General features: G+C 41.5%; 11 protein-coding genes. All 11 read right to left on the bottom strand.

Annotated features, from left to right (window positions below):
• Positions 1–9 precede the first annotated feature (9 nt).
• Positions 10–1,311 carry a flippase gene (locus B5G33_RS17560; RefSeq protein ID WP_087418564.1) on the bottom strand — a complete coding sequence of 434 codons (1,302 nt, stop codon included), beginning with the start codon at positions 1,309–1,311 and terminating at the stop codon, positions 10–12.
• Between the two features lies 1 nt (position 1,312).
• On the bottom strand, positions 1,313–2,368 hold the full coding sequence (locus B5G33_RS17555; RefSeq protein ID WP_158229649.1) for a glycosyltransferase family 2 protein: 1,056 nt from the start codon (positions 2,366–2,368) through the stop codon (positions 1,313–1,315).
• A gap of 1 nt (position 2,369) precedes the next feature.
• A complete protein-coding gene (locus tag B5G33_RS17550; protein ID WP_087418562.1) occupies positions 2,370–3,833 on the bottom strand; it encodes an O-antigen ligase family protein in 1,464 nt (487 codons plus the stop codon).
• Positions 3,834–3,835: 2 nt separating this feature from the next.
• The gene (locus B5G33_RS17545; protein ID WP_087418561.1) at positions 3,836–4,831 is read right to left on the bottom strand and encodes a glycosyltransferase family 2 protein; all 996 of its coding nucleotides are present in this window, start codon (positions 4,829–4,831) and stop codon (positions 3,836–3,838) included.
• A gap of 14 nt (positions 4,832–4,845) precedes the next feature.
• Complete coding sequence (gene glf, locus B5G33_RS17540) at positions 4,846–5,943, bottom strand: UDP-galactopyranose mutase (protein ID WP_087418586.1); 1,098 nt, start codon at positions 5,941–5,943, stop codon at positions 4,846–4,848.
• Between the two features lie 73 nt (positions 5,944–6,016).
• Positions 6,017–7,087, bottom strand: coding sequence for a glycosyltransferase family 2 protein (locus B5G33_RS17535; protein ID WP_087418560.1), 1,071 nt, complete (start codon positions 7,085–7,087; stop codon positions 6,017–6,019).
• A 1-nt stretch (position 7,088) separates the two neighbouring features.
• The gene (locus B5G33_RS17530; RefSeq protein WP_087268868.1) at positions 7,089–8,306 is read right to left on the bottom strand and encodes a glycosyltransferase family 4 protein; all 1,218 of its coding nucleotides are present in this window, start codon (positions 8,304–8,306) and stop codon (positions 7,089–7,091) included.
• 13 nt (positions 8,307–8,319) lie between these two features.
• Positions 8,320–9,018 carry a sugar transferase gene (locus B5G33_RS17525; RefSeq protein WP_087268871.1) on the bottom strand — a complete coding sequence of 233 codons (699 nt, stop codon included), beginning with the start codon at positions 9,016–9,018 and terminating at the stop codon, positions 8,320–8,322.
• A 3-nt stretch (positions 9,019–9,021) separates the two neighbouring features.
• Positions 9,022–10,224: a DegT/DnrJ/EryC1/StrS family aminotransferase gene (locus B5G33_RS17520; protein ID WP_087418559.1), complete on the bottom strand. Its 1,203-nt coding sequence runs from the start codon at positions 10,222–10,224 to the stop codon at positions 9,022–9,024.
• 40 nt (positions 10,225–10,264) lie between these two features.
• The gene (locus tag B5G33_RS17515) at positions 10,265–11,635 is read right to left on the bottom strand and encodes an alginate O-acetyltransferase AlgX-related protein (RefSeq protein ID WP_087418558.1); all 1,371 of its coding nucleotides are present in this window, start codon (positions 11,633–11,635) and stop codon (positions 10,265–10,267) included.
• An 11-nt stretch (positions 11,636–11,646) separates the two neighbouring features.
• Positions 11,647–12,804 (bottom strand): MBOAT family O-acyltransferase, encoded by a 1,158-nt coding sequence (locus B5G33_RS17510; RefSeq protein WP_087418557.1) that lies wholly within the window; start codon positions 12,802–12,804, stop codon positions 11,647–11,649.
• Between the last annotated feature and the right edge of the window lie 112 nt (positions 12,805–12,916).

Here is a 12,916-nt window from a genome sequence, read left to right as displayed (position 1 = left end):
TAGCCTTCTCTATTTTCTCCGAAATACCGCAGCCCTGAGCAGCATCCAGAAAAATGGTCTTGTTTTCTTATAACATCCTGTTGCCAGGAAGGAAGAGATCACTTCTGTTGCCAAAGTAGCCACTGCTGCTCCTACAGCACCATATTGAGGGATCAGCAGTGTATTTAATATCAGATTGATCAGAGCGCCTAATCCGATAAAATATTTAATATATTTTTCATATCCTTCACAGAGCATCCACATGCTTCGTACTAATCCAATAAGTGAAAATAATCGGGACCATATTAAAAGAAGCAGAACTGGAACAGAGGCCATATATTCTTCTCCGTATATGATCCAGATAACAAATTTACCGGCAATACTGAAGAAGATCCCTGCCAAGATACTGATCCAAATGATTCCGATACACAAAAGTCCCAATCTGCTTTGATACTCTTTTTCATCTCCAGCCGCTTTTCTGCTCATGATCAACGGCCGTCCAGAATCAATGATCGCATTTGGCACAAAGATCCACAAATTAGCGATAGTCATACCAGAAGTGTAGATACCAACTTCCCACTGATTTCCCAGACCACCTACCATCAGTTTATCCATTTGTGTATAAATCGTCACTAAAAGATTTACCAGAATAAAGTGATAGCTGTGTTTTAACAGATATTTGGCTGTCTCCCAAGAAAAAGATATCTTGGGACAGTTTTCTTTTCGATAAAAATAAAATAGGACAATTGCAATAGTCAGGGCATCTAAAACTGTTGCCCACCCAAACCAGGTTACATTCCTTTTTGCATAAATAAATACAAGCCGCAAAAGACACACCAGCGGATAGGATATACTCCTGGCTATTGCCGTATATTTTGACTGCAGACGAGACTGAAAATAAAAATCTAGCGTATCAAAGGCCACAAACAGCAGAGAAACTGACTGGATCAAGGTAACCGCTAATATCAGCATCTTCCCCGGATTCAATATCCAGACAAAAATTCCAGTGATCACTAATGAAAGCAGACTAGAAAGCAGACGCAATACAGTAGTTGTCCCCAACAGTTCTCCTGCCTGGTCTTTTTTCCGGATGATCTCATTTACCAGAATGCCATCAATCCCAAGTTTACAGACTATAGTAAATATCTCCACGAAAGCCAGGCCATAATTTAAAATCCCATAGTTTTCAACACCCAGATACCGGGCCATCTCCCTGGTAACCCACAAAGAGAGCGCCATATGAAAAATCTTATCAAAAACAAGCCATCCTGTATTTGATAAAAACTTTGCAGCAAAAGGATTCTCCATAATTTTATCTTTTATTCTGTTCATGCTAATTCAATCTTCCTTTTAATATGTGAAAAAGGCCGGCATATTTTGTCTTCAATATTCTTTTTACCCAAATGCAGGATCGCATCTGAACATACCGCTGTTTTTCATACAATCTCAGCACCAACTGGGTATACCGTCCTGTAGCCTTTCTATCTTTTTTCAACATGTAGGATACTAATTTCTTTTTCTGAAGTTTCTGAAAATATTCATTCTGCTCTTTCCAGCTCTTTTTCCAGACTGGCAGACAAATATTTTCCAGACAGCACACAAAATCGTTCTGGAAATAATCGATCATGCTTTTCTCACTGTCCGCTCTTTTATATCCCCATTGTTTCATGGTCTCAAAATACTGTAATACAAATATTTCCATAATGTCATAAAAATCATAAGGCAGTTTTCTCAGCTCGACCTGCCGACTTTCTCTGTATCGGTGAAGTATTTGATCCAAAATACTGCAAGAATTGCAGTACTGGAAATAAAGCACATTAAAAATACCATCTTCCAAACGTCGCATTTTAGGAAAAGAAATTTTATTTTCTTTTATGATACTTGTTTTATACAGCTTATTCCAGGGAAAACCCAGCAATCCTTCCGGATAATGCCGGACAAAAAAATCTCTGACCTGCTCTTTTCCTCTTAACTGCCGGCGAGGATAGCACACCCGTTCTCCTATGGTCTGCGTCTCCTCCAGCAGTTCCTCATATCCGGCGATCACTACATCGTAATCTTCTTGTTTTTGTTCCTGGATAAGGCATTCCAGCATTTCTGGAAGATAACAGTCATCTGAATCCAGAAAAGTCAGGAATGGAGTATCCGTATATTTTACTCCTGTATTTCTCGCTTCACCGCCGCCTCCTCCGTTTTCCTTATCTATCACTCGGATCCTGTGATCTTTTTCTGCATATTCCCTGCAAATAAGACCGCTTTTATCCGTTGATCCGTCGTTTACCAAAATCAGATTCCAGTCTGTATAAGTTTGTTCTATAACTGACTGGATACATTCTCCTATATATTTTTCACAGTTATATACCGGAACGATCACTGTAATCTCTGCCATATCATATACTCTCCATTTTGTTTTCTTCTTCATCCTTCTGGGCAAAATACATTGCATATCCGTAGATTAAAAAGAAGAAAACATAAAAAATCCCCACCCGGTAAAGTATCCTAGCCTCCATCATTTCCATTCCTGCAAACTGTGCCAAAAGAAGCACCACACCTCTAAAGTATACATTTTCTTCCAGCCCTCTTTTTCGAAATCCATACCGAAAAAATTTTTTCAATGTTAAAATTATAAAAATGGCCAGAATCGTAAATCCAACAGTTCCAGAAGAAACCAAAACGGTCAGATAAATATTATGAAGCCCCCCTACATCAAGACTCGACTGCCAGGTCTTATCATTCAGATACTGTTGGCAACTGTCATAAATATTTTCTCTTGACACTCCAAAGATGGGGGCTTTTAAAAATCCCTGAACACCTGCCTGCCACAGATCCACCCGACCTGTCAGCAGTCCCCCGGCCCGTTCCTCTTCGGTTTCTTTCCGTGACAGGTCCACTTTCTTTGGTGAAGCTTTTACATTTTTATCTTTTCCTGTATCTGCCGCTTTCTGTTTTGTCTCTTGGGATCCCTGTCCCTGTTCCGTTTTACCTACTACTGTTTCTGCAATAATCGGAGGAAGATAGCTTAATCCGCTCCGGAGGACATTTTCAGAAATCATCAGCAATGAAAAAGTTAAAATCCCGACTAATACTGCTTTTCCATACCTCCGTCCTTTTTTCTTCCAGCCCTTAAATCTTGCAAAAGCAAAGAAAACATACACTGCTATCCCGCCTATTCCTATCAGGATCGGTGCCCGTGAATGGGTAAGGATCAGACACAGAATCTGTACTGCCATATTGATTCCAAGAAGGATCCTCACCAATATTTTTCTGGTCTTACAGCTCTCCCAAAGTATCAGCGAGATCATAATCGACATTACATTCAGTGTAGCTCCTGTATTCGGATTGTACAATCCCCATAGCCGATTATCATACATACCGATATGCATGGGTGTTTCCCCGTCCATATAAGTCAGGTTATATGAAAAAAGATAGGTAAAAAGGCAGATACTGGAAAGTATAAAAGTAGCAATCATAACACTGCTCAAAACAACTCGCAGTTCCAGTGTTTTTCTTTCTTTCGGCATTTGGGGATCAAAGCCATAAAGTGTAAGGAAAATAATCCCCATATAAAGCAAAGCCTTTGCATTTTCAACGAAATGAAGCTCCCTGTTTATAAGAATCGTGATCCCATAGGAAACTGCAAATAAAACAAGGGTAACCACACCTTGGGCCTTCCACAATTTTCTTCCGCCAAGAACCAGATCATACAAAACTAACAGCACCCCTGGCACAAGTATGATCCGGATATAAGGAGATATGATCTCATGAATAAAAGGTACTGCGCTAAGCATCATCAAAATTATAAAAGCTACTTTGTAGGCAATGGTAAAGTAGTAGACTCCCTGTTCTTGTCTCATTTTTATCCTCTCCCCATGATTTTATCCAGCTTTTCTGAATCCACTCCCAGAAAATGCAGGATAAGAGCTTCATAATATCTCTTCCGTGTTTTTCTCTCATGATCCGGATAATTTTCTTTCAAAAATTTCCGAAATTCCTCTGCCTGCTTTCTCCCCGCTCTCCTATCTTTATTAAAGATCAAGGAAATATTATACTGGGTATGAATGATCAGGTTTACTTTCCGCTCCAGATATTCTCCTCTTTTTCCGGTAAAGCCCTGTTCTTTTTCATAACGCAGCAGTTCTTTTGTAACAATATCATGATGACCATATCTTTTTACATAATTCTGACTGGATACACTTTGATTTACATTGCCTACTAAATATTGATAGATTTCCAGAGCAAAAAAAATAGCAGTCTGACATAGACAGGTGGCTTTTACGATAAATTCATAGTCTACATAGAAAACATGTTCCTGAAGTTTTATCTTGTTATTCTTCAGAAGTTCCGTTTTAACTGACAGAGTATGTATCATGATATAAGATCCAATATCCTCTCTAGTACATATCTCCTCAAAAGAACAGCTCTGATCCACTGGAACATAAGATGGGATTGGAAAAAGTTTTGTTTTCCCGGTGACCATATGAACCTCTCTCTTTTCATCGATCACCATGTCTGTGTCAATTTCCCTTAATTTTTCCAGAAATATAACTAAATTTTCTGTATGGACCCAGTCATCTCCATCAATTACTCTAAAATATTTTCCAACAGCATTTTCAATACCAGCATTTACAGCAGATCCATGGCCCCCATTTTCCTTATTTATCAGCCGGAAAATTTCCGGGCATTTTTCTACATATTCTCTTGCTATTTTTTCTGTAGAGTCAGATGACCCATCATTAACGATCAGGACCTCTAAATTATCTTTCAGCCGTTCATCAAAGTAAGACTCTAACCCTTTTCGCAGGTATTTCTCTACATTATAACATGGTACAGCTATTGACAAGAGTTTTCCCATTGCTCCCCTTCTCCTTATAATTCCTTTTCTACCAGCTTAAAGGCGGATTCAATTACTTTATCCATGTCATAATATTTATACTCTGCCAGCCTTCCGCCGAAGAGGACATTTTCTTCTTTATCTGCCAATTCCTTATACTGCTGGTACAGGTTCTGATTTCTTTCGTCATTGATTGGATAGTAAGGCTCCATACCCTCCTGCCAGTCTGCCGGATATTCTCTGGTGATGACCGTTTTCGGCTGAGTTCCAAATTCAAAATGTTTGTGCTCAATGATTCTTGTATAAGGAGTTTCTCTGTCTGTGTAGTTTACTACTGCTACACCCTGATGATTTTCCTCATCCAGCACTTCTGTCTCGAATTTCAGGCTTCTGTATTCCAGTTTGCCAAAACAGTAATCGTAGAAAGAATCAATGGTTCCTGTATAAAGGATTTTTTCTCCCAGTTTCTTATATTTTTCCCTGTTTTCGTTGAAATCCACGCCAGTCTCTATATCGCAGCCTTCAAAAAGTTTCTCGATAAGCACATTATAACCTCCGATAGGGATTCCCTGATACAGGTCATTAAAATAATTGTTGTCATAGGTAAATCTCACAGGCAGTCTCTTGATAATGAATGCCGGCAGATCTTTACAGTCTCTTCCCCACTGTTTTTCTGTATAGCCTTTCACCAGTTTTTTGTAAATATCTTCTCCTACCAGACTGATGGCCTGCTCTTCCAGATTTTTAGGTTCCCCCTGGATGCTGGCTTTCTGTTTCTCTATAATGGCCTTTGCTTCTGCCGGAGTGCTGATATTCCACATTTTGCTGAAAGTATTCATATTAAAAGGCATATTGTACATTTCTCCATGGAAATTTGCCACCGGAGAATTGGTATAACGGTTAAATTCCACCAGAGAGTTCACAAACTGCCATACTTTCCGATTGCTGGTATGAAAAATATGAGCTCCATATTTATGCACATGAATGCCTTCGATGTCTTCGCAGTACAGGTTTCCGCCTACAGTATCTCTTTTTTCGATCACCAGACATTTTTTTCCTGCCTTTACCGCATGATAGGCAAAGACCCCTGAAAACAGACCGCTTCCAACTAATACATAATCATATTTTTTCATCTCGTTTACCTGCGCTTTCTTACTTGATTTTTCTATTGTCCTGCCGGTTTTTTCTGCCGGCATAAGAATCTTATCATCTCTGAGACTTTACTTTTGAATACAACATCGGAAGGCTTCCTCTTACCAGATGGACTGCCCTTCCAAAGGCAAGACACAAAAATACAGATTTTGCCTTCATACAGGTGAGTGCCAGTTTTAAGGCTCTGCTGTCTCTGGCCTCCGCTGCCGGTATCAGCCTTTTAAAAAGAGGATCTGCAAAGATCTCCCGGCAAAACTTTTTCCTGTCTCCATGATTCATTTCTGCCCGTTTATCACAGTTCCTCTCCAAAGCGGAAAGAATATATCTCCCATACAGACTGCCCAGCACAGAGCAGCTTTCCCGGTTATCCAGTCCCCAGTATTTCTGCTGCTCATAGAGCATGGCGATTCTTCTCCTGTGAAGGGGATAATAATCAGGCACAAATTTCGTAGTCAGACTTCCCTCCATCCTTTTTGCATAGTGATAGGGGGTAATGTCCAACAGATTCATAGTGTCAATATCCATACAGTATTGAATATTAAATACAATATCCTCGATCAGCCGAACAGTTTCATAGCTCAGCTTTTTTTCACGGATATAGTCTAAATCGTAAATTTTATTCCAGGCATATCCATAAAGGGTCTCCTGCTCCAGAGGAAGGATTTCTTTCCGGACTTCCGCCTGATTTCTGCAGAGCCGTCTCCTGGGTTTTACCGGATGGGCGTAGGAAAAGCTGCCGTCTTTTTCATAATACTCTTCCACATGTCCAAACACTGTCAAACGAGCCGGATTTTCCTCCAGAGCCCCCTGGACCTCCTGAAGAAGGCTTTCTTCTACAGAATCGTCCGGATCCATAAACCAAATGTATTTTCCTCTTGCCTGGCAGATTCCGGTATTTCTGGCTTCACTGAGACCTTTGTTCTTCTCATGATGAACTACTCGTATCCGGGAATCCTTCCCTGCCAGACGGTCTGCCAGCTCCCCTGTCCGGTCTGGAGATCCATCTTCCACAATGATCAGCTCCCAGTCTCCAAAAGTCTGGCTCCGGATGCTGTCCACTGCTTTTTTCAGATATTTTTCCACTCCATAGGCCGGCATAACAACTGTAAAAAATGGTCTGTCCATATCAAGTCAGCTCCTCGATCAACTCAATTATCTTCTTATAGGATTCCGGTCTGTCAAACTGTTCTTCTGCAATCTTTCTGGCCTTCTCTCCCATAATCCTGCAGCCGTCTCTGTCTTCATAGAGTTCTGCAATGGCATCTGCCAGGATTTTCACATCCTCCGGCAGAATATTGATGCCGAACCCGTCATTTTCCACCTTTTGGCGGAATTCCGGACTCATACAGGTATTGATCATTGGCTTTCCTGCTGCCAGATAGTCGCCGATTTTTGTTACAATACTCTGAGGCGCCTTTTTTACAAAGGAGTTCACCAGAATGTCGGACTTGGCAAGATAGGCTGCCATTTTAGGATAAGGAGCGTATCCCACAAACTCCACATTGACACAGCCCTGTTCTTTTGCCAGATTTTCCAGTTCATCTTTCAAGGGGCCCCCTCCCAGAATCTTGAATTTGATCTGAGACATTCCCCGGTCCAGAAGCTCCTTGCCTGCCAGCACCATAGTACGGATATCATAGCTGGTACCGATGGTTCCTGCATAGGAGACCCAGAACTCTCCTTCTGGTTTCTGGATTTCCGGTCCGTATTTTTCCACGCCTCTGTCAAACTCTGCAATTTCATTTCCCACATAAACAGTTTTTCTGGGAACATCCAGCTTCTGATTTTTTAAAGGTCTGTCCCTGTATTCATCGGAAGTTCCAATAATGCCGGACACCAGAGAATATACCTTTTCTGCATCTCTCTGGAGAGGATAAAACAGGATATCGCTGACCACAGGAATATCCAGGACCATCCTCATGGCTTCCGGCCACAGATCGTTTACATCAGGTACAAAGGGTATTCCCTTCTTTTTTGCATATTCTGCCGCTGCCAGGGCAACATCATTAGGCGGTATCTCACAATAGATCAGGTCATAGTCTCCTTCTTTTTCCAGAAGTTTTGTAAGATTTTTTGCCGCAATGCTGTGACTGCGTATTCTCCTTAAATCTATGTTTTTCCTATATCCCGGTTCATAGATAAATTTCAGCTGAAATTTGTAGTCTTCTTTCTTAATGGCATCTATATCCCGCTGAGCTTTCTCCCAGTGCTGAAATGTGGTGGTGATCAGATCTACCTGATATCCTGCATCTGAAAGAAAATCTCCGATATAGCGGAAACGGCTGTATCCTTTCTCACCGTTTAGCTTTACTCCCATGGAAATTACTGCTATTTTTTTCTTCATAACTATCTCCTGTCTATCTTATTACCGCCAGGGCTGTGTCTATCATGATCTTCAGATCTCCCAGCACGCTGAAAGAACGGATATATTCCAGATTATACTTCATTTTTTCCGGCAGAATATAATGAATATAGATTTCTTCTGTTTCTTTCCCCGTTTCTTTTTTATAACGGTCAATTTCTGCCTCTTCATCTTTATAGGCAATGCTGGTCCTGGAAGTAATCCCTGCTGGAAGGAGAAGAGTGGCCATCATTTCCGGCGTATAGCTGTCCACATATTTCTGGACCTCAGGCCTGGTTCCCACAAAACTCATTTCCCCTTTCAGCACATTGAAAAGCTGAGGAATCTCATCCAGACGGCAGCTCCGCAGTTTTCTTCCCATTCTGGTGATCCGGGAGTCTCCCCCTCTGGTGACCAAAGGACCTTTTTTATCTGCGTCAGCCACCATTGTACGGAACTTAAAGATCCGATAGGGCCTGCCATACTGGGTAATCCTCTCCTGGCGATAAAAAACCGGCCCCTTGCTGTCCAGCTTGATACATATTGCAAGTATAAGCATTACGGGCGACAAAAGAACCGTTAAGATAAGTGCCATAACCACGTCCAGAAAACGCTTGGCAGCAAGTGCCGGGCGTTTCCTGGAAAGTTCTCTATAATATTTTTTTACCTCTTCCTTCTTCATTGATTCAGGAAGGCTGTTCCAATCCTTCAACATGGCTTACAGCTCCTCGATAATTTTTCTATAGTTTTCTATGATATACTCTACCTGTTCGTCGGTCAGGCAAGTATGAAGGGGCAGAGTAATCTCATTTTCAAACATATGGTAGGCATTTGGATAGTCTTTTATATCAAAGCCCAGATTTTTATAAGCAGTCATCATTGGCAGCGGTTTATAGTGTACATTGGTGGCAATGCCTGCATCAGCCATTTTTTCAATGACCATATTACACTGCTCTCTGCTCTTTCCAGGCAGTCTGGTCAGGTACAGATGTCCGCTGGAAGTATGTTTTTCTCCATAGTGCTCAAGTACCTGGATATCCAGATCTTTAAATCCTGCATTGTACCTTTCTATGATCTCCCTGCGTCTCTTCAGCAGAGCCGGATATCTCCGAAACTGAGCCAGCCCCAGAGAAGCCATGATATCCGTCATATTGTATTTATAATAGGGGGCTACAATGTCGTACTCCCAGCTTCCCGGCTTTGTCTTTGCCAGGGCGTCTTTGGTCTGTCCGTGAAGAGAGTAGTCCATAAATCTTTTATAAAGATCATCACTGGAGATTCCCGGAATTTTCTTCCATACTGCAGCGCCTCCCTCAGCCGTTGTGAGATTCTTTACTGCATGGAAGGAAAAACTGGTAAAATCTGCAATCTCTCCGCACATTTTTCCATCATAGCTGGCCCCAAAGGCATGGGCTCCGTCTGCCAAGACAGCCATTCTGCCCAAAGCCTCCTGTATTTCTCCGGAAGGCGTAAAAAGACTCTTCTTTTCCTCTGCGATCTTGTAGATTTCTTCATAATAAGGATATACGATTCCGGCAAGATCTACGCAGATTACCCCTTTAGTCCTTTCTGTAACTGCTTCCCGGACTTTCTCCGGGTCCATATCATAGGAACCTGGGATCGTGTCTACCAGAACCGGAGTTGCGCCTACATGGCAGATCACGCTGCAGCTTGCAGTATAGGTATATGCAGTTGTGATCACCTCATCTCCCGGACCGATTCCCAGTATCCGGAGGCACAGCTCCAGAGAGGCTGTGGCGGAATTCAGACATACGGCTCTTTCTGTATGGCAGAATCCGGCTATCTCTTCTTCAAACTTTTTTGTTTTTGGTCCTGTAGTGATCCAGCCGCTTCTTAATGTATCTATAACCTCATTTATTTCTTCGTCCGTGATATCCGGTGGTGAAAATGGTATCTTCATGATTCAATATCTCCTGAAATTTTTCGCATACTTAAATATATTATACCTTGTTTTCCTGTAAAAGCAAGGTATAATGAAAAAATATCTGGGCCAGGTCTTCCTGGAAATATCTGACGTCAAGGGTACATTCTGAAGTATTGCCTTCCTGATCTATGGAAAAGTCAAACTGACGGTCTCCTATGATCAGGTATCCTCTCTCTGCTGCCTCGTCCAGATTCAGGGAAACTGTCACCAGACTGCCTTCTTCTGTCACTGTATAGTCTGCATCCTGAAGAGAGATAAACTCATCTCCAAAAGCCTCTGTATCAAGTTTTGGATTCAGTTCCTTATTCTCCAGAGTTTCATAAGAAAAGTAAGCTCCATTGGTCGCATATTCTGCCGTCTCCAGGATCACGCAATCCGGCTGGAAAATATTAAAATAATAGTCAAAGTCTAAAAAGTTCTCATAGTTATGCACTGCGTCATATTCCTGGAAAGCAGACTGCATGTACTGGGTTCTCTCGTTATAATAGCTGCCCTGGAAAACAAGGGCTCTGGGAAGTTCCTCTGCCCCTTCTTTGTGATTGGCAAGACAGAACAATGCATTATAATTCTGGTCCAGTTTCATACTTCTGTAATTTTCTGTAAGGTCCTGGATATTTCCCTGATTTTTATCCCAGAAGGCCGGCACGTCTTCATCAATGGCAAAATGAGAAACTGAAAGACTGTCCTCGTGAACTGTTCCTATTTCAAATTCTGTCAAATCTCTGGGCTGTACATTTGGAAAATATTCCGAAACCTTTTCCAGAATATGATTTGTGCCATAAAAGGCTCCTAAATCGTTCCAATGGCCTGCATCGTATTTGACATTATATACCTGTTCTGTTTCACTTTTTTCTTTGAGCAGGTATTCGTTTGTAATATAATTTACCCCATACTCTTCCAGCTTTTCATACATCATCTGGTTCAGCTTGTCCTGATAAATATATCCATCGGGGAGATATTGCTGATATATGGTGATCTTGGAGGGGTTCAGACAATAGATGAAGGGAACACCCCGCTCTTCGCAATAGTCCTGAACCTGTCTCAGATACGCGCAGAAAAGTTCTACAAATACAGGGTCCGGATTTTCGTAAGACATCTGAAAAAATACATATCCGTCTTTTCCATAAGTGTAAGTAGGGTGGACCATCATGCCAAACACCTTATCATTCAGTTCTGTATATGCATCAATAGCCTCTGTCCGGAATCCAATCCGGTCATTGATATAGGACTCCACCATTTCAGTTACATCTCTACCAGCAGGGTCCCACTCTGTAAGCATTCGGTTATCAATAGGTGATGCATAATTCTTCTCAAAATTGAAAAATATAAGAGGCAGCACCAGAGCCACGCATAAAATCCCCAAAAACAATATTTTTATTTTTTTCATTCACCGGCCTCCTAAAACTGAAAGTATAAAAAGGGTTGATAGCCCTCAGAAACGGAAGTAACAAAGCAAAGGAACAGGCATCCCAGAAGGAATACATATTTAATCCCATTAAACACCTGGGACTCTTCATTCCACTTTATCAGCTGTACCTGGACCTTTTTCCTGCTGAAAATCAGAGTCCCTAATATTACAACTGCCCATAAAGTCACTAATCTAGGTGTCAGGTAAAACAGCCCTGTAAAGGAAATAGGCGTTCCCATACCGAACAGGTATCCTAAAAACTCTGTAAATTCATCAAATTTTGTCACATTAAAGGTTATCCAGCCAATATTCACAATAAAGAAGGTTGCAGCCCATCGGAGGAATACCGGTATTTTTTCATACCAGCTTTTTTTCATAATGTATCGTTCCACAACTACACAGACACCGTGCATGGCTCCCCAAAAGAGATAAACCCAGGCTGCACCGTGCCAGATTCCAGTTGCCAGAAATACCACAAACAGATTCAGGTATACATTTCCTTTTCTGCTGCCGCCCAAAGGAAAATAAAGATACTCCCGGAACCATGCTCCCAGAGACATATGCCATCTCCTCCAGAATTCGGTTATTGAAGTGCTGAGATAGGGGAAATTAAAATTCTCCTTAAATTCAAATCCCATCATAGCAGCCATGCCGATGGCCATATCTGAGTATCCGGAGAAGTCCATATAAAGGCTGAAAGAATAGCTGATAAGAGCAATCCAGGCAGTTCCTGCATCCATCCCCATCCCCATACTATAAAAAATGCTGCTGGATGTCTGGCCTAAAATATCTGCGATCAATACTTTTTTGGAAAGGCCCATAATAAATCTTTCCAGCCCTCTGAGAAACTTGTCAAAAGTTATAGTACGGTATTTCAGCTGTGTCTCCATATCCTTGTATTTCACAATAGGTCCCTGAGAAAGTTTTGGAAAAAAAGAAATATAAAGGGCGAAATCCAGAAAATTTCTGCTGGTCTGAGCCTTGCCCTGATATAAATCCATAAGATAAGAAATACACTGGAAGATAATGAAAGAGATTCCTAAAGGTGCTATGATCTCCCAGAGAAAGAAATCTCTGTGCAAAATATCATTATAAGTAGTGATGATCAGATTTAAATATTTATAATAGAATAAGACGCCCAGAATCAACTACCCCGGTGCAAGCACTCAAGCACTGTGCTCGGCTCCTACGTCGCCGCTCACAGCACTTGCCTTTCGCTCTTGCTCCCGCAAGCGCGAAAGCGGGGTATGCGAATTTGTT

This window comes from Blautia sp. An81 (genome assembly GCF_002161285.1).
In the GTDB taxonomy this organism is placed as follows: domain Bacteria; phylum Bacillota; class Clostridia; order Lachnospirales; family Lachnospiraceae; genus Blautia; species Blautia ornithocaccae.
The sequence above is the reverse complement of the archived record's forward strand: the minus strand, read 5'-3'. Positions and strand labels throughout refer to the sequence as shown.

What these genes read in the sequence shown, in the direction of transcription:
- B5G33_RS17560 (WP_087418564.1), bottom strand. Translation starts at nt 1,311, where the DNA reads ATGAACAGAATAAAAGATAAAATTATGGAGAATCCTTTTGCTGCAAAG.
- B5G33_RS17555 (WP_158229649.1), bottom strand. Translation starts at nt 2,368, where the DNA reads ATGGCAGAGATTACAGTGATCGTTCCGGTATATAACTGTGAAAAATAT.
- B5G33_RS17550 (WP_087418562.1), bottom strand. Translation starts at nt 3,833, where the DNA reads ATGAGACAAGAACAGGGAGTCTACTACTTTACCATTGCCTACAAAGTA.
- B5G33_RS17545 (WP_087418561.1), bottom strand. Translation starts at nt 4,831, where the DNA reads ATGGGAAAACTCTTGTCAATAGCTGTACCATGTTATAATGTAGAGAAA.
- glf (WP_087418586.1), bottom strand. Translation starts at nt 5,943, where the DNA reads ATGAAAAAATATGATTATGTATTAGTTGGAAGCGGTCTGTTTTCAGGG.
- B5G33_RS17535 (WP_087418560.1), bottom strand. Translation starts at nt 7,087, where the DNA reads ATGGACAGACCATTTTTTACAGTTGTTATGCCGGCCTATGGAGTGGAA.
- B5G33_RS17530 (WP_087268868.1), bottom strand. Translation starts at nt 8,306, where the DNA reads ATGAAGAAAAAAATAGCAGTAATTTCCATGGGAGTAAAGCTAAACGGT.
- B5G33_RS17525 (WP_087268871.1), bottom strand. Translation starts at nt 9,018, where the DNA reads ATGTTGAAGGATTGGAACAGCCTTCCTGAATCAATGAAGAAGGAAGAG.
- B5G33_RS17520 (WP_087418559.1), bottom strand. Translation starts at nt 10,224, where the DNA reads ATGAAGATACCATTTTCACCACCGGATATCACGGACGAAGAAATAAAT.
- B5G33_RS17515 (WP_087418558.1), bottom strand. Translation starts at nt 11,635, where the DNA reads ATGAAAAAAATAAAAATATTGTTTTTGGGGATTTTATGCGTGGCTCTG.